A 16626-nucleotide genomic window follows, 5' to 3' on the forward strand; every position below is an offset into this window, starting at 1 on the left:
TCAATGCCCCATCAGTTTCTCTAATGCGCCCGGCTTGTCATGGATGCCGAGCTTGTCGACGATGGTTTCGGAGGCCCTGTTCATGCCGACAATTTCGACCTCCGCACCATCGCGGCGGAATTTGAGCACGATCATGTCCAATGCCGCAACGGAAGAAATGTCCCAGATATGGGCGCGGGAGACGTCGATGACGACTTTCTCGAGCGCTTCCTTAAAGTCGAAAGCGGCGTTGAAGTCTTCAACAGAGGCGAAGAAGAGCTGGCCCTCCACGACATAGGTGCGCTCGCGACCATCTTCCGAAAGCGTGGAGGTGACGCGGAAGATCTGCGCGATCTTGCCTGCAAAGAAGATGCCCGAAAGCAGCACACCAACAAGCACGCCGATTGCCAGGTTATGCGTGAAGACGACGAAGATGACTGTCGCCAGCATCACGATGGAGGAGGAAAGCGGGTGCTCGCGCAGGTTCTTGATCGAGGACCAGGAGAAGGTGCCGATCGAAACCATGATCATGATCGCCACCAGTGCGGGCATCGGGATCTGGCTGACCCAGTCGCCCAGCACCACCACCATGATGAGCAGCAGAACGCCTGCCGCAAAGCATGAGAGGCGTCCGCGTCCACCGGATTTCACGTTGATCATGGACTGGCCGATCATGGCGCAGCCTGCCATGCCGCCGATGAAGCCGGTTGCCGTGTTGGCAAGGCCCTGGCCGATGCATTCCTGGTTCTTGTCGGATGGGGTGTCCGTCAGTTCGTCAACCAGTGATGCGGTCATGAGCGATTCAAGAAGGCCGACTGCGGCAACGGCTGCCGAATAAGGCAGGATGATCTGCAGCGTCTCGAGGTTCAGCGGGATGTCCGGGATAAGGAAGATCGGGAAGGTGTCCGGCAGATCGCCCATATCGCCGACCGTGCGCACGTCAAAGCCGAAATACATGGAGAGCGCGGTAAGGACGACGATGCAGACCAGCGGCGAGGGGATGGCAGTCGTCACACGCGGGAAGAGGTAGATGATGGCAAGACCGGCAGCGACCAGTACGTAGGTGAGGTTCGGCACACCGATCAGCTCGGGAAGCTGCGCCATGAAGATCAGGATCGCCAACGCATTGACGAAGCCCGTCATCACCGAGCGCGAGACAAAGCGCATCAACTGGCCGAGCTTCAGGAAGCCGGCGAGGATCTGCAGAAGACCGGCAAGCACCGTGGCTGCCAGCAGATATTGCAGCCCGTGCTCCTTGACCAGCGTGACCATGAGAACGGCCGTTGCAGCCGTGGCTGCGGAGATCATGCCGGGGCGTCCACCCGCGATGGCAGTGATGACGGCAATGGAGAACGAGGCGTAGAGCCCAACCTTGGGGTCGACGCCTGCAATGATCGAGAAGGCTATAGCCTCGGGAATGAGCGCGAGCGCCACGACGAGACCGGAAAGCAGGTCGGCACGGATATTGCCGAACCATTGGTCGCGGTAATGGGTGAGTGAAAACATCTGTCGTCCAGCACAGCTTGAGCCCCGCCGCGCTTCATGCGCGGAAGTAGACGAGGCATATATCTGATTATGCCGGCGGATAAGCGGCCGGCAGAGCCACCCGGAGTTTCACCGGGTCCAGGATGGATGGCAGATGTTTAGCGGCAACTGTTTTGCAGCGCAACAAGGCAGGCTGCATGGCTGGGTTGCGTTAGGTGTTACGGGGGTGTTGCCGCTCCAGATGGGCGCGTAGCAGGCGGATATTGCGTTTGTTGGCCTTGAAGAAGACGTCGAAGACAGTGCCGGCGACGGGGATAGAGCCGATCACGAAGTCGAGGCCTGCATTGCCGGCCATCTTGACGAGCACGTTCTGTGGTGCGCCCATTTTGGCGGCACGGTAGATTATATAGGCGGAGATCAGGCCCGTTGCCCCGTCGCCGATGACCGGCAGAAGGCTGGCGACGCCGTCTATGCCGAAGGTGAAGGGCGTGCCCTTTAAGCCCCAGCGCGAATCCAGCAATGTTGCCAGCCGGTCGAGTTCGGCGAGGCGGGGATCTTCGACCGGCTGTGGTGAGCGGGTGTTGTCGGATACGCGGCTGTGCATCACTTCTTCACGATTACCCAGATGGCGTGGATGATGCCGGGGACATAGCCCAGCAGCGTCAGGAGCAGGTTCAGCCAGAAGTGCAGGCCGATACCGACCTGCAGGAACACGCCAAGCGGCGGGATCAGGATGGCGAGGAGTATGCGGATGACGTCCATTGCTGTCGCTCCATTTCAGTTGAAGCTACAACGCATGTCATCCGATTTTGCTCCGATGCCTGCGGTTTCCTAGTCGAAGCTCTTGCGCGCCTTTTTGGTGCGGCCTGCGTTTTCGCGCGGGCGGTCTTTCCAGTCGGACTTGCCTGCACCACCCTTTCGGTGGGGCTTCTTGGCAGGTTTCCCATGGGGACCGTCACTGTCGAAACTGCGCCTGGGACCGCCGGGACGACCGCCGGCTGGAGGGCCATCGACTGCTTTGACGCGAATCGTGTCTTCCAGCATCTTCTTCGGGCCGATGGCCTTCAGGAAACTGTCTGCAGAGCCAGCCTCGATCTCGACAAAGGTCTCCTGCTGCTCCATGCGGATCGCGCCGATCTCGCGTTTGGAAATCTTGCCTTCGCGGCACAGGAGCGGGAGGAGCCAGCGTGGCTCGGCATTCTGCTTGCGGCCAACGGAGAGCGAGAACCAGCGGCTTTCTGCAAAGCCGTCGCGCACCTTGCGTTCGGGACCGGTCGAGGGCGCGCCAGGCGCCACTTCCATGATGTCTTCGGGCGCAGAGCGGTTGCCGCGATAAAGCCGAACGAAAGCCGCGGCCACCTGTTCGGCGCCGTGACGCTTAAGAAGCTGGGTGACGAAATCCTGTTCTTCCTCCGCGACTGGCTGCGAAAGGGACGCGTCTGCCAGAAGCCGCTCATTGTCGCGTTCGATCACCATTTCGGCGGAGGGAGGGGTTGCCCATTCGGCCTGGACCTTGGCGAATTTCAGAAGACGCTCGGCCTTTCGCTGCGCATTTTTCGGAACTATGATGGCGCTGACGCCCTTGCGTCCGGCACGGCCGGTGCGGCCCGAGCGATGAAGCAAAGTTTCGGCATTGGTCGGCAGATCGGCGTGGATGACCAGTTCCAGATTGGGAAGGTCGATGCCGCGGGCGGCAACGTCTGTTGCGATACAGACGCGGGCGCGACCGTCACGCATGGCCTGAAGCGCATGGGTGCGCTCATTCTGGCTCAACTCGCCTGAAAGGGCGACGACGGAAAAGCCACGATTGTTGAAGCGTGCGGTGAGGTGGTTTACCGCAGCACGCGTTGCACAGAATACGATGGCGTTGGCCGCCTCGTAGTAGCGCAGGACATTGATGATCGCGTTTTCGCGGTCGGCGGGAGCGACAGTCAGAGCGCGATACTCGATATCGACATGCTGGCGCTGCTCGCCCTGTGCGGTGATGCGCAGCGCGTCGCGCTGATAGTTGCGTGCAAGATCGGCAATGGCGCGGGGCACCGTTGCGGAAAAGAGGAGTGTGCGACGGTCTTCGGGCGATTCGCCGAGGATGAATTCCAGGTCCTCGCGAAAGCCGAGATCAAGCATCTCGTCTGCTTCGTCGAGCACGACAGCCTTCAGTTCCGAGATATCCAGTGCGCCGCGACGGATATGGTCGCAAAGGCGGCCTGGCGTGCCGACCACGATATGGGCGCCGCGCTGCAGCTCGCGCCGCTCGGTGCGCATGTCCATGCCACCAACGCAGGAGACGACGCGTGCGCCGGTGTCAGCGTAAAGCCATTCCAGTTCGCGCATGACCTGGAGGGCCAGTTCACGGGTGGGAGCAATGGCCAGCGCCTTGGGCAGACCTGCGGAGCCGAAGCGTTCTTCGTCGCCGAGCAGGGTTGGCGCGATGGCGAGGCCAAAGGCCACGGTCTTGCCGGAGCCGGTCTGGGCGGAAACCAGCGCGTCGCGGCCGGACATTTCCGGCTCGAGAACCGCCTTTTGTACCTGTGTGAGAGTCTCATAGCCACGATTGGCCAAGGCCCGGCCAAGGGCAGGCGCGATGCCTTCAAATTCAGTCATTCATCCACTTTCGGAAAGGGTTTCGCGCGGGCCTGACGCGCCGCGCCCACGCGTCGTCAAACGCGCGTGTTGGCGCTCATGTAATTCCTTTCGGGACAAATGTACAGGTGAATTGCGTGTGGGCCGCCTCAACGGGGGCGGACCACCTCGCCATCTTCCTTGGTGAAGGAAGCGATCGCACCTTCGTCCAGAAGCTCGAGAACCGTCTCGGAGGGGCGGCACAGTTTGGCACCCTTTTCCGTCACAACGATGGGGCGATTGATGAGGATCGGGTGCTCCATCATGAAGTCGATAAGCTGATCATTGCTCCACTTGTCTTCGCCGAGGCCCAGCTCGTCATAGGGCGTGCCCTTCTGGCGCAGGAGCTGGCGGGGCGTAATCTGCATTTCCGCCAGAAGCTGCACGAGACGCTCCCGCGTCGGCGGCTCCTTCAAATATTCGATAACCGTCACGTCCTCGCCGGCTTCCTGCAGCATGGCGAGCACATTGCGGGACGTGCCGCATTTCGGGTTGTGGTAGATGATTGCGGACATGATTGTCTTCCTTACTCGAACCAGTGGCGGGTGCGGTTTGCAAAGGCAACCAGCGACAGCATGACGGGGACCTCGACGAGTACGCCCACGACCGTTGCGAGGGCTGCACCTGAATTCAGACCGAACAGGCTGATGGCGACGGCAACCGCCAACTCGAAGAAGTTCGAGGTGCCGATCAGGGCACAGGGGGCGGCCACGTTGAAAGGCACATTCCAGGCCTTGGCGGCACCATAGGCGAGAAAGAAAATGCCATAGGATTGGATCAGCAGCGGCACCGCGATCAGGACGATGATGAGCGGTTTCTCCACGATCACATCGCCCTGAAAGCCGAAAAGAAGCGTGACGGTGGCAAGCAGGCCGAGGATCGACCAGGGCTTCAGCGTTTCCGTAAAGGCAGAGACGGCTGCCTCGTCGCCGTTGGAGCGCTGGAGCAGGCGATGGCGCACATAGGCACCGGCAGCAAGCGGGACCACGACATAAAGCAGCGTGGACAGGATCAGCGTATCCCACGGCACCGCGATGTCGGTCACGCCAAGCAGCAGTGCAACGATGGGGGCAAAGGCGAAGACCATGATGACGTCATTCACCGAAACCTGCACGAGCGTATAGGTCGCATCACCGCGGGTAAGCTGGCTCCAGACGAAGACCATGGCCGTGCAGGGGGCGGCACCAAGCAGAATCAGGCCGGCAATATAATGTTCGGCGTCTGCGGGCGGGATCAGGCCGGAGAAAACATAGGTAAAGAAGAAGACGCCGAGAGCGGCCATGGTGAAGGGCTTGATCAGCCAATTGACCACAAGGGTCAGAACCAGCCCCTTCGGCCGGTCGCCGATATGTTTGAGGCTGGCGAAGTCGACATTCACCATCATCGGGAAGACCATAGCCCAGATGAGGATAGCCACGACAAGATTGACTGAGGCAAACTCGATCTCGGCCAGAAACTCGAAAAGGCCGGGCAGCAGATTGCCGAGCAGGATGCCTGCCAGGATGCAGAGCGCGACCCAGACAGAGAGGTATCTCTCGAATGTGCCGATGCCGCCGGCAGGCGCGTCTGAGGGTAGGGCGTGATCGGTCATGATTTTTCCGTTGCGTCTGAGTTACAGCAGGTCAGCGTCGCAACCACCGGGCGGCAGAGGTCCGGCTGGCCATTGCAGCAATCTTCCATCACAAAGGAAAGCAGGCTGCCGAGCCCGCTCATGTCGGCGCGATAGATGATGGTGCGGCCGTCGCGTTCGGCGGTGACCAGTTCCGCCTGCACAAGGATCTTCAACTGGGCTGACAGCGTGTTCTGCAGAATGCCGGCACGCTCGGCGAGGCGGCCTGCTGATATGCCTTCAGGACCCGCCTTTATCAGCAGGCGGAAGACATGCAGTCGGGTTTCGTGACCGAGCGCGGCGAAGGCAGAAACTGCTCTATGCTGATCCATCGATATATCCAGAAATATGGAATAATCGAACTGCTAGCAGTAGCGAGACTGTTGCGCAAGGAAGATTTGGCGGGAAAGCAAAAAAGGCGCCGTGCCGGAGGGCACGACGCCATATCCGATGGCAACCTGTCTTGCGGTTCAGCCGACGAAAGCGCGCTCGACGACGAAGTCAGCCGGTGCGGCGTTGGAGCCTTCCTCGAGGCCTGCCTTTTCGGTCAGTGCTTTCACGTCCTTCAGCATTTCCATGGAGCCGCAGATCATGACGCGGTCATTTTCGCGGTTCAGCGGTTCGGTGCCAAGATGACGGAAAAGCTCGCCATTCTCGATCAGCGTGGTGATGCGGCCCATCACCGGTGATTCCTCGCGGGTGGTGGAGGTGAAGTGGTGCAGGCGGCCTTCGGTCAGTTCGCCGATCAGCGGATCGTTGCGGGTCGCCTCGATCAGCTCCTTGCCATATTCCAGTTCCGCGACATCGCGGGTGGTGTGGGTCAGGATGATCTGATCGAACTTCTCATATGTATCCGGATCGCGGATGAGGCTTGCGAAAGGCGCAATGCCTGTGCCGGTGGAGAACATGTAGAGGCGCTTGGCCGGGGTGAGCGCGTCATTGACCAGCGTGCCGGTCGATTTCTGGCGCATCAGCACCGTGTCGCCGGGCTGGATCTTCTGCAGGTGCTGGGTCAGCGGGCCGTCCGGCACCTTGATGGAGAAGAATTCCACTTCCTCGTCCCAGTTCGGGCTCGCGATGGAATAGGCACGGAAAACGGGCTTCTCCGCATTCGGCAAACCGATCATCACGAATTCACCGGAGCGGAATCGGAAGGTCTGCGGGCGCGTGATGCGGAAGGAGAAGAGGCGATCCGTGTAATGTTTCACCGAAACGACGCGCTCGGCATAGACGCCAGCGGGAATGGGGAATTCCAGCTTCTGGTCGGACTCGATCTTGTTCGTCACGGCGGTGTTCATCGCTTTTTGTTTCCTTTCGGACGATCAGCTTCGTTGTCGCATCTAGGTCGCTTCAGACATATCTGCCAGTAAACGAAAGCTATCCAGGCATCACTCCGGCGCCATTGCCCGCGCCAGATTTGCAGAAATGCCTATACCAGCAACCGGATTGAAAGAAGGTTTGTCTTTCCAGCTTTTGGCTGCGGGGCGGAATAATCGTTGTTTCTGCCGCCCTCGGGCCGCCGAAACGATGATGGCGGGTGCATGACCCGCCATCAAAGCTTGAAGCTTATTCGCTTGCAGCTTCTTCAGCAGGAGCCTCATTGGCTGCCGCTTCTGCTTCCGCTGCGGCTGCCTTGGCTTCTTCCTCGGCCTGCTTGGCAGCGTCGATACGCTCCTGAGCCTTCTTGCCCGGCTTTGCCTTGTTCGGGTTGGAACGCTCGGAGCGCTCGGCAAGGCCTGCATCTGCGAGGAAGCGCAGCACGCGGTCGGTCGGCAGCGCGCCGTTGTCGAGCCAATGCTTGATGCGCTCTTCGTTGAGCTTCACGCGCTCGCCATCCTTGGGCAGCATCGGGTTCCAGGAACCGACCTGCTCGATGAAGCGGCCGTCGCGCGGTGCGCGCACGTCAGCAATCACGACGTGGTAGTAGGGGCGCTTCTTGGAGCCCGCACGGGCCAGACGAATTTTCAGTGCCATGTTTTCTTCCTTTCGATAATGGCTGTTTCGGTCTTGCGGACCGAGATCTGCTTTCGGGCGCTTCAGTGCCGCCCGGATAAATTCGGATCAGGTGCTTACCTTCTCCCCCTCGCCGTTCCCGTGGCTCTCAGCAATCGCCTCGTGGTGGCGGATGACTTCCTTCACGATGAAGTTCAGGAATTTTTCTGCGAAGTCAGGATCGAGATTGGCGTCGTCGGCCAGACGGCGCAGACGCTCGATCTGCTGGGCCTCGCGGGCCGGGTCGGCTGGCGGAAGCTCATGCTCGGCCTTGAGGTGGCCCACCGCCTTGGTGCAACGGAAGCGCTCGGCCAGCATATGAATAAGGGCTGCATCGATATTGTCGATCGACGCGCGCAGTTCCAGAAGCTTCGCTTTTGCCTGATCCATGACCTTGCCCCTCTATTTCTTCTTCGGCAGGCCGGGAAGGCCACCGGGCAGACCCGGAAGGCCGCCGCCGCCAATGCCGGGAAGACCTTTCGGCAGGCCGCCCTGGGGCAGGCCCTTGCCAAGGCCTGATGCTTCAGCCTGCTTCTGCAGGGCTTCAAGCTGCTTGGGGTCCATCTTGGACAGGTCGGGCATGCCGCCCATTCCACCCATGCCACCCAGACCCATCTTGCCGGCCATGCCGCCCATGAGGCCGCGCATCATGCCGCCCTTCTTGCCCTTGCCGCCCATGGCTTTCATCATGTCGGCCATCTGGCGGTGCATCTTCAGAAGCTTGTTGATCTGGGCCGCATCCGTGCCCGAACCGGCGGCAATGCGCTTCTTGCGGCTATGCTTCAGGAGTTCGGGATTCGAACGCTCCTTCGGCGTCATCGACTGGATGATGGCAATCTGGCGGCCGAACATCTTGTCGTCGAGGCCGGCGGCAGCCATCTGGTCCTTCATCTTGCCCATGCCGGGCATCATGCCCATGATGCCACCCATGCCGCCCATTTTCTGCATCTGCGCAAGCTGATCGGCGAGGTCGTTCAGGTCGAACTTCCCCTCCTGCATCTTCTTGGCCATTGCAGCGGCTTTTTCCTGGTCGATGGTCTCGGCAGCCTTCTCGACGAGGCTGACGATGTCGCCCATGCCCAGAATGCGGTCGGCGATGCGCTTGGGATGAAATTCCTCCAGCGCGTCCATCTTTTCGCCGACACCGATCAGCTTGATCGGCTGGCCGGTGACCGCGCGCATGGAAAGGGCGGCACCGCCACGGCCGTCACCATCCATGCGGGTGAGAACGAGGCCGGTAATGCCGACGCGTTCATTGAAGTTGGTTGCGAGATTGACGGCGTCCTGACCGGTAAGCGAATCGGCCACCAGCAGTATTTCATGCGGATTGGCCGACTTCTTGATGTCGGCCATCTCGACCATCAGCGGCTCGTCGATATGGGTGCGACCGGCGGTATCGAGAATGACGACGTCATGACCGCCGAGCTTAGCTGCCTGAACGGCGCGCTTGGCGATGTCGACGGGCGTCTGGCTTGGAACGATGGGCAGTGTGGCCACATCGATCTGTTCGCCGATCTGCCTGAGCTGTTCCTGGGCTGCCGGCCGGCGCGTGTCGAGCGAGGCCATCAGGACTTTCTTGCCCTGGCGCTCCGTCAGGCGCTTGGCGATCTTGCCGGTGGTGGTGGTCTTACCCGAACCCTGCAGGCCGACCATCATGAGGACGACCGGGGCAGGCGCATTGAGATCGATGGTCTCGCCTTCGGAGCCCAGCATCTCGACAAGCTCGTCATGGACGATCTTGACGACCATCTGGCCAGGCTTCACCGATTTCAGGACTTCTGCGCCGACGGCCTTCTGCTTCACGCGGTCGGTAAAGGAACGCACGACATCGAGCGCGACATCCGCCTCGATCAGCGCACGGCGAACCTCGCGCAGCGCAGCGGAGACATCGGCCTCCGAAAGCGCGCCGCGGCCTGTCAGGCCATTCAGGATGGAGCCAAGGCGCTCCTGAAGCGATTCAAACATCCGCGTTCCTCATGATCTCGAGTCAGTCTGACCCGAGAAGTAATGGTTCCGCGCGGCGCCTTAAACCCTTGCGAACAGCCGAAAAGCACCCGGGGGCGCATCGCGCTGCCGGGTGTTGACCTCCAGGATCACCATCGATGTCATCGAAGACAGGCGCCCTGGTCGGTTGCTCGGAGTTTGCACTCGTCGCGGAAAGTTCAGCGCTCTAAACAGGAATTGCGCGCTTGAGTCAAGAAAAACGCCACCGGAGGGGATCCGGCGGCGCTTTTAGCTCAAGTTGGAACCGATTAACGCATCACATAGACGATGCGGCGGCTCTCCGGCTCAACCAGTACCGGCTGACCGTTCACATAGACATAGCGATATTCGTAGTCCGGGATCTCACGGATCTCGACGGTCTCCGGCAGGCCTGCGCCGACAACAACCTCACCTTCCAGATAGACCGGTTCGACGGCATTGGACTGGACATAGGTGCGAACCTCGGCCGGTGGTGCGGAGATCGTATCGACTGCGCCACCTGCAACAGCACCTGCTGCGCCGCCAACCACTGCGCCGACCGGGCCGCCGATGATGGCACCGGCTACGGCGCCTGTCGTTGCGCCTGTTGCCGCACCTGCACCGGTGCTGGCGGTCGATTCATAGGTCACGGCAGGAACGGCGGTTGCCGGACGCTCGGTCAGGACAACGGTTTCGCCCGTGTCGAACGAAGCGGTCAGGTAGTCGGAATAGGCCCAGCCTTCAATGCCGTCGTGGGACACGCGGCACCACTTGCTGCCATCAATGCAGCCGCCGACATTGGTGTCTTCGCTGGCACCAATCACGCCAACCACCTCATATTGGGGGCCGGGGCCGGAGCGGATGTTCAGGTCGGTCGTGGCCTTGGCCATGACTTCCGCAGAAGCGATGCCGGACATTGCTACAAGTGCTGCGCCGGCGATGCCGGATTTGAGTGCGATGGACTTCATGGGAGTTCTCCTTCTCCAGAGCTGATGAGCCATCGAACAACCTGGATTGCATTCCGGTTCCCTGTGTCTCGAAGAAGTCACGCCTCAAGCACAATCGCGCCGCAATTTGTCGTCATCTGCCGCACTTAAGGTGACTTTGTGCCCGAAGGCTGGCAACATCGCGCCAAATCAATTTCATCGATCAAGGAGAGAATCATGGCTTTGCGGGGCAGGATGGCACTTGCTGCCACTGTGGTAGCAGGTGCGTTGCTTGCATCAGGTGGGGCATATGCAGCGCAATGTGGCAACAACGCTGCAGGTTTTGAAAACTGGAAGGCGCAGTTCACCCAGGAAGCGGCAGCACGTGGTGTCGGCCAGCGTGCATTGGGCGCGTTGAAGAGCACGCGCTATGCGTCCAAGACGATCGCAGCCGACCGCGGCCAGAAAAGCTTCAAGCTCTCGCTGAACAGTTTCATGCAGAAGCGGGGCGCCAATGCGATCATCTCGCGTGGCAAAAGCATGAAGAAGAAGCACGGCAAGATGCTTTCCAATATCGAGCGTCGCTACGGTGTGCCGGCTGGCCCGCTTCTGGCGATCTGGGGCATGGAAACCGGTTTCGGTGGCTTTCTTGGCAACCAGAACATCCTGTCTGCGGTGGCAACGCTTGCCTATGACTGCCGCCGTTCGGAGTTCTTTACAGGCCATCTCTATGGCGCGCTGACCATGATCGATCGCGGCATGATGAGCGCCGATGCCAAGGGTGCGGCCCATGGCGAGATCGGTCAGACTCAGTTCCTGCCGGGAAATGCACTGAAATACGGCGTTGACGGCAATGGCGATGGCCGCGTGGACATGATCCGCTCGTCTGCGGACGCGCTCGCTTCCACCGCCAACTTCCTACGCGCCCATGGCTGGCGTGCCGGTGCTGGCTACCAGCCGGGTCAGCCAAACTTCCGCGCGATCCAGGGCTGGAACGCAGCCAGCGTCTATCAGCAGGCCATCGCCATCATAGCCAAGGAAATCGATGGGTGAGGAGCGTTCCGCGCAGCGGACAGAAAGCCAATGATTTGGCTTTCTGAGCGACGAACGCCCGGAGCCATAGCGTAGGGCCGGCAGAGCGTTCCGCGCAGCGGACAGAAAGCCAATGATTTGGCTTTCTGAGCGACGAACGCCCGGAGCCATAGCGTAGGGCCGGCAGAGCGTTCCGCGCAGCGGACAGAAAGCCAATGATTTGGCTTTCTGAGCGCCAAACGCCCGGAGCCATAGCGCAGGGCCGGCGGAGCGGTCGGCTCGATATGCGACAAAGAAAAAGCCGGGGGCTTCGCCTCCGGCTTTTTCGTTGAGTGCTTGAGGCTGCCGGATTACCGGCCGCGCTTCCTTGCTGCCAGCGTACGCAGGCGCAGGGCGTTCAGCTTGATGAAGCCGGCTGCGTCTTTCTGGTCATAGGCGCCCTGGTCGTCCTCGAATGTCACGAGGGCGTCGGAATAGAGTGATTTGTCGGACTTGCGACCGGTAACGATGACATTGCCCTTGTAGAGCTTGAGGCGGACTTCGCCTTCCACGTCTTCCTGGCTCTTGTCGATAGCCGCCTGCAGCATCTCGCGCTCCGGCGAGAACCAGAAGCCGTTGTAGATGAGCTCGGCATAGCGCGGCATCAGCTCATCCTTCAGGTGAGCAGCACCACGGTCGAGGGTCAGCGATTCCATCGCGCGGTGGGCGGCGAGAAGGATCGTGCCGCCTGGCGTTTCGTAGACGCCGCGCGACTTCATGCCGACATAGCGGTTTTCGACAAGGTCGATACGCCCGATGCCATTGTCGCGGCCAAGGTCGTTCAGGCGTGCCAGAATCGTGGCAGGCGACAGTGCCTCGCCATTGATGGCGACCGCATCACCCTTCTCGAACTGGATTGTGATTTCCGTCGGCTCGTCCGGCGCATCGAAAGGCGAGACGGAGCGCTGGTGAACATATTCCGGCGGCTCTGCCCACGGATCTTCCAGCACCTTGCCCTCGGAAGAGGAGTGCAGAAGATTGGCGTCGACGGAGAAGGGAGCTTCACCCTGCTTGTCCTTCGGTACCGGAATCTGATGCGCCTCGGCGAAGTTGAGAAGGTCGGTGCGAGACTTGAAGGTCCAGTCACGCCAGGGCGCAATCACCTTGATGTCGGGGTTCAGCGCATAGGCGGAAAGCTCGAAACGGACCTGATCGTTGCCCTTGCCGGTCGCACCGTGAGCGATGGCATCGGCACCGGTTTCCTCTGCGATCTCGACAAGACGCTTGGAAATCAGCGGACGGGCGATGGAAGTGCCAAGCAGATAGACGCCCTCGTACAGCGCGTTGGCGCGGAACATCGGGAAGACGAAATCGCGCACGAATTCCTCGCGCACATCCTCGATGTAGATTTCCTTGATGCCGAGCAGTTCGGCTTTCTTGCGCGCCGGCTCCAGCTCGTCGCCCTGACCGAGGTCGGCAGTGAAGGTGACAACCTCCGCGCCAAGCTCCGTCTGAAGCCATTTGAGGATGATGGAGGTGTCTAGCCCGCCCGAATAGGCAAGCACGACCTTCTTTACGTCTTTGAGATCAGCCATGGTCTTTTCCGGTATTGTGGTGCCTGGTGCCCCAGATCGCCTTGGCGGCGAGTGAAGAATTCGGCCCGACTTTTATCAGGAAAAGACGCGGGAGCAAGACAGGCTGCCTGCGCAAGGAGTTTGGGGCGCCGAAGCGCCCCGAGAGTATCACTGGCAGTTCTGGATCGCGTTGAGTGCGGCCGTGATGCCGGAGAGCGAGAAGGTGTAGCCGGTGTCGTTGCCACGACCGGACTTCGCTGCCACCTTCATGTCAGTTCCTGCCTTCATGGCTGCCACGAGCTGCGGCTCTTCGGCGGCATTTTCCAGCCATGCGGATTTGCCCTGGGTAAACATGGCAAAGCTGCGGCTGCCAACGGTGACGGTTACCTTGGAACCTTCCTGCAGGGTGTAGTCGGCGATGAATTGGGGCTCATAGGCAACGTTCTGGCCCGGCTTCTGGCTGACGAAGAAGAAGATGTCGCCGTGATTGAGGCTCGCCGGGGTCTTTTCCTTCGGAACGCTCATGACATAGCAAACCTTGCCGTTGTCGGACTGGTAGCTGTAGACGCCCCAGTCATTGTGCTGGGAAACTGCCTTTGCCTGAGCGAATGCCGAACCACCCGTGGCGACAGCGGCGAGAAGAATGAGCGACGAGATAATTCCACGCATTTTTTTTAACCGTATCTTTGTCTGCCGTGAATGACGAGTGCGGGACGGGAAGTGTGTGTCCGCGATGAAGTTCACTTCATCATTATTTAATCAGGGTTACCAAAGGGTGAAGCGGCATCCGCACCTGCCACATCGGCCCCCAAAGTTTTTGAACTGACGCTCATTGAGAACGCCCCGAATGCCCCATTCCCTTGGTTCAACCGGATGAAAAAGGCAAGATTTTGACTGGGTTCCAGCGAGGCGTTTACGCGAATTGTCAGTTTGGTCCGTCTTCCAGCGCCTGGCGGGCGGCAAGACGGTGGGCCGGCGTGATGTGGCTGCGCACCATATTGAGAGCGGCAGCCAGGACCGCGGCATCGTCGGTGAAGCCGAGGCCCAGGATCACATCCGGTATCGTGTCGAAGGGGAGCACGAAATAGGCCAGTGCCGCCAGCAGAACAGCCCGCACGCGAGCAGGCGTCTGGCGGTCGAGCGCGCAGTAATAGCCGGCCACGAGATCTTCCATGAACGGGAGCTGGCGCGCAGCCTTGGTGGCGGTCTTCCAGAACTTTGCCCTTACCCGCTCTTCGCGCGTCTGGTTCTCGCGCTCATCGCCGGGCTCGAGAATCTCGCCAATTTTCACATCGTCCATCATGACATTTCATGTGGGGGGCAACGCCGTATATGCAAGACCGGGATCACGGGGCGATCCTGTCGATCGCCTGGGCCATGGCGATGTCGCGCGTGCTCAAGCCGCCAGCATCATGGGTCGTGAGCCGGATATCCACGCGGTTATAGACATTCTTCCATTCGGGATGGTGGTCCATCTTTTCTGCGATCAGAGCAACGCGAGTCATGAAGGCGAAGGCTGCCGAGAAGTCGGAAAAGCGGAAGCCGCGGACAATGGCATCGCCAGCCGTTTCCACTTCCCAGCCGTCAAGTTCGCTAAGCTTTTCCTTAGCGGTCTTGGGGTCGAGCTTTTCCACAGTCATGCTATAAGTGCTCCATATCAATTGCTCGTTTCGGGATAGCCGCTTGTCCGACAGTTCCATTTCAGTGCTTTTCGTCTGCCTTGGCAATATCTGCCGTTCACCCCTGGCCGAGGGTGTTTTTCGCGACGTTCTCGACGAGCATGGCCTGGGCGACCGTTTCCGGTTGGACTCGGCAGGAACGGGGGCATGGCATATCGGAGCAGCGCCCGACCGGCGTGCAATTGCCGTTGCTGCCCGTCACGGCGTGGATATCAGCGGGTTGCGCGGCAGGCAGGTGGAACCTGCGGATTTCAGTCGCTTTGACCATGTCATGTGCATGGATGCGCGTAATCTGCGGGTCCTGCGCCAGCTCAGCCCGCTGAATGCGCCCACCAAGGCACATCTCTTCATGGAATATGCGGGCTTGGGCGAGGTGGACGTGCCCGATCCCTTTTATGGCAGCGATGAGGGCTTTGAGACCGTCTATCAGATGATCCGCGAAGCATCGGAAGCGCTGGCCACCAGATTTGCCGAACGTGAAGGCTCGGCACTGATGAGAGGCCAGGCTTCCTCGATAACGTAGGGTCCACCGCCGACCGAATCTCTCGACGACATCAGGACAAAGCGCCCGACCCGGAAGGGGAGAGTTTGGAAATTTCCGCGCGCGGACAGGTAATGCGCGACCGCATGAGGGCTGGCATTGCGCAGTCTCGCCAGTGTGACATGGGGCGTAAATTTCCGTGGATCCGGGCTCAGGCCAAGTCTCTGGCAGATGCGGGCGATTTCGCCTTGCAGCGCGTGTAGATCCGGTGAGGCTGCAACGCCTGCCCATATGGAATGTGGTTTTTTCTGCCCGAATGCACCGACGCCCGAAAGCGTCAGATTGAAGGAGGGCCGCCGAATTCTGTCCAACGCATTGGCGACCTCGTCGGCGACGTGACCTTCCACGTCTCCAATGAATCGCAATGTCAGATGGTAGTTTTCGACATCGATCCAGCGGGCTCCGGGCAGACCACCTCGCAGGAGCGAGAGTGATAGCGCGGCATCGCGCGGAATCTCGAGGGCGGAAAACAGGCGCGGCATAAGCGACCTCCCCGAATCTCTATGTCTGACAGGAATCGAATCATTCTTCCGTGGGCTGGGCAAGCTGTTTTTCGTTTGGCTCAGAGTTGTCCGCAGCCTGTTGATCGAGAAGCTCTTCCACATGGGGAAGGAGGTTCTCGACAATACGCGCAACACCCTTCTCGTTTGGATGCATGCCGTCGGAAAGCAGCAGGTCGCGTTCGGCTGCCACGCCTTCCATGTAGAAGGGCATCAGCGCCACCTGTTTTTCTTCCGCAAGGTTTGGAAAGATGGCGTTGAACCTCTCCTGATAATCTGCGCCCAGATTGGGTGCGGCATACATACCGGCCAGGAGCACGATCTGCCCGCGCGTCTTCAGCCGGTCGATGATCTGGGCCAGGTTCTTCCTTGTCGCCTCGGGCGTGATGCCGCGCAGCATGTCATTGGCGCCGAGTTCCACGATCACGAGATCGGCTTCCTGCGGAACGGACCAGTCGAGACGCGAAAGTCCGCCGGACGTGGTGTCCCCCGACACGCCGGCATTCGCAACTTCCACGTCATAGCCGTTGGCGCGCAGGGCTTCCTCGAGCCGATCCGGCACGCTTTCGCCCGGAGGCAATTGGTAGCCGGCCATCAGGCTGTCGCCGAGCGCGACAATGCGCACGGGTTCCGCTCTTGCAGCCGTGCAAAAGGCCGCGAAGACCGCGACAAGTAGCAGCAATGGCAGGTTCCTGGCGATTTTAAACGAAGCCGAGTCTTTCAATAACATCTGGCACATCCCATAT

Annotated in this window: 21 protein-coding genes and 1 other annotated feature; of the genes, 2 read left to right on the top strand and 19 right to left on the bottom strand. The window is 60.3% G+C overall.

Translation table 11 applies throughout. The annotated features are described in order from the left end of the window. The 13 genes from EL18_RS14050 to EL18_RS14105 form a co-directional block, all read right to left on the bottom strand. Positions 1–1485, bottom strand: a complete 1485-nt coding sequence (locus tag EL18_RS14050; protein WP_036485613.1) for a SulP family inorganic anion transporter — start codon at positions 1483–1485, stop codon at positions 1–3. 66 nt (positions 1486–1551) lie between these two features. Beyond that, positions 1552–1607 (bottom strand) — a sequence feature (sul1 is cis-regulatory element that is thought to sense ions involved in sulfur or methionine metabolism; They are found in Alphaproteobacteria). A gap of 68 nt (positions 1608–1675) precedes the next feature. Further along, positions 1676–2068: a DUF4112 domain-containing protein gene (locus EL18_RS14055; protein ID WP_036485614.1), complete on the bottom strand. Its 393-nt coding sequence runs from the start codon at positions 2066–2068 to the stop codon at positions 1676–1678. After that, the gene (locus tag EL18_RS17635) at positions 2068–2226 is read right to left on the bottom strand and encodes a YqaE/Pmp3 family membrane protein (protein ID WP_036485617.1); all 159 of its coding nucleotides are present in this window, start codon (positions 2224–2226) and stop codon (positions 2068–2070) included. The genes EL18_RS14055 and EL18_RS17635 overlap by 1 nt, the downstream gene beginning before the upstream one ends. A gap of 69 nt (positions 2227–2295) precedes the next feature. Next, positions 2296–4068, bottom strand: a complete 1773-nt coding sequence (locus EL18_RS14065) for a DEAD/DEAH box helicase (RefSeq protein WP_051914300.1) — start codon at positions 4066–4068, stop codon at positions 2296–2298. A gap of 128 nt (positions 4069–4196) precedes the next feature. Next, on the bottom strand, positions 4197–4601 hold the full coding sequence (arsC, locus tag EL18_RS14070; RefSeq protein WP_036485619.1) for an arsenate reductase (glutaredoxin): 405 nt from the start codon (positions 4599–4601) through the stop codon (positions 4197–4199). 11 nt (positions 4602–4612) lie between these two features. Further along, positions 4613–5677, bottom strand: a complete 1065-nt coding sequence (arsB, locus tag EL18_RS14075; protein WP_036485622.1) for an ACR3 family arsenite efflux transporter — start codon at positions 5675–5677, stop codon at positions 4613–4615. Then, a complete protein-coding gene (locus EL18_RS14080; protein ID WP_036485624.1) occupies positions 5674–6027 on the bottom strand; it encodes an ArsR/SmtB family transcription factor in 354 nt (117 codons plus the stop codon). Before EL18_RS14080 ends, arsB begins: the two co-directional genes overlap by 4 nt. A gap of 138 nt (positions 6028–6165) precedes the next feature. Then, positions 6166–6993 carry a ferredoxin--NADP reductase gene (locus EL18_RS14085; protein WP_036485626.1) on the bottom strand — a complete coding sequence of 276 codons (828 nt, stop codon included), beginning with the start codon at positions 6991–6993 and terminating at the stop codon, positions 6166–6168. Between the two features lie 90 nt (positions 6994–7083). Continuing rightward, on the bottom strand, positions 7084–7296 hold the full coding sequence (locus EL18_RS18095; RefSeq protein WP_152553064.1) for a hypothetical protein: 213 nt from the start codon (positions 7294–7296) through the stop codon (positions 7084–7086). Then, entirely contained in the window at positions 7262–7669 is a 408-nt protein-coding gene (gene rpsP, locus EL18_RS14090) for a 30S ribosomal protein S16 (RefSeq protein ID WP_036485628.1), read from the bottom strand. The genes EL18_RS18095 and rpsP overlap by 35 nt, the downstream gene beginning before the upstream one ends. Positions 7670–7756: 87 nt before the next feature. After that, positions 7757–8077: a chorismate mutase gene (locus EL18_RS14095; protein ID WP_036485629.1), complete on the bottom strand. Its 321-nt coding sequence runs from the start codon at positions 8075–8077 to the stop codon at positions 7757–7759. Between the two features lie 12 nt (positions 8078–8089). After that, complete coding sequence (gene ffh, locus EL18_RS14100; RefSeq protein WP_036485632.1) at positions 8090–9652, bottom strand: signal recognition particle protein; 1563 nt, start codon at positions 9650–9652, stop codon at positions 8090–8092. A gap of 287 nt (positions 9653–9939) precedes the next feature. Continuing rightward, entirely contained in the window at positions 9940–10617 is a 678-nt protein-coding gene (locus EL18_RS14105) for a DUF1236 domain-containing protein (RefSeq protein WP_036485634.1), read from the bottom strand. Between the two features lie 195 nt (positions 10618–10812). Between EL18_RS14105 and EL18_RS14110 the strand changes: the two genes are divergently transcribed. Next, on the top strand, positions 10813–11628 hold the full coding sequence (locus tag EL18_RS14110; protein WP_036485636.1) for a lytic murein transglycosylase: 816 nt from the start codon (positions 10813–10815) through the stop codon (positions 11626–11628). 329 nt (positions 11629–11957) lie between these two features. Here the strand turns inward: EL18_RS14110 and EL18_RS14115 are convergent, their stop codons facing one another. The 4 genes from EL18_RS14115 to EL18_RS14130 all read right to left on the bottom strand — a co-directional run bounded on the left by EL18_RS14115 (position 11958) and on the right by EL18_RS14130 (position 14800). Then, a complete protein-coding gene (locus EL18_RS14115; RefSeq protein WP_036485639.1) occupies positions 11958–13181 on the bottom strand; it encodes an argininosuccinate synthase in 1224 nt (407 codons plus the stop codon). A 147-nt stretch (positions 13182–13328) separates the two neighbouring features. Further along, the gene (locus EL18_RS14120; protein ID WP_036485641.1) at positions 13329–13829 is read right to left on the bottom strand and encodes an invasion associated locus B family protein; all 501 of its coding nucleotides are present in this window, start codon (positions 13827–13829) and stop codon (positions 13329–13331) included. A gap of 256 nt (positions 13830–14085) precedes the next feature. Further along, a complete protein-coding gene (locus EL18_RS14125) occupies positions 14086–14460 on the bottom strand; it encodes a YkvA family protein (RefSeq protein WP_036486415.1) in 375 nt (124 codons plus the stop codon). 46 nt (positions 14461–14506) lie between these two features. After that, positions 14507–14800: a 4a-hydroxytetrahydrobiopterin dehydratase gene (locus EL18_RS14130; RefSeq protein WP_036485643.1), complete on the bottom strand. Its 294-nt coding sequence runs from the start codon at positions 14798–14800 to the stop codon at positions 14507–14509. A 43-nt stretch (positions 14801–14843) separates the two neighbouring features. Here EL18_RS14130 and EL18_RS14135 point away from each other — a divergent pair, with 43 nt between their 5' ends. Then, positions 14844–15362, top strand: coding sequence for a low molecular weight protein-tyrosine-phosphatase (locus EL18_RS14135; protein WP_036485645.1), 519 nt, complete (start codon positions 14844–14846; stop codon positions 15360–15362). Here the strand turns inward: EL18_RS14135 and thpR are convergent. Both thpR and EL18_RS14145 read right to left on the bottom strand, forming a co-directional pair. After that, positions 15266–15862, bottom strand: a complete 597-nt coding sequence (gene thpR / locus EL18_RS17640) for an RNA 2',3'-cyclic phosphodiesterase (protein WP_081871249.1) — start codon at positions 15860–15862, stop codon at positions 15266–15268. The genes EL18_RS14135 and thpR overlap by 97 nt on opposite strands. Before the next feature lie 40 nt (positions 15863–15902). Then, complete coding sequence (locus tag EL18_RS14145; protein WP_051914383.1) at positions 15903–16610, bottom strand: arylesterase; 708 nt, start codon at positions 16608–16610, stop codon at positions 15903–15905. Positions 16611–16626 lie beyond the last annotated feature (16 nt).

Origin of the sequence: Nitratireductor basaltis, assembly GCF_000733725.1 — a bacterium.
Taxonomy (GTDB): Bacteria; Pseudomonadota; Alphaproteobacteria; order Rhizobiales; family Rhizobiaceae; genus Chelativorans; species Chelativorans basaltis.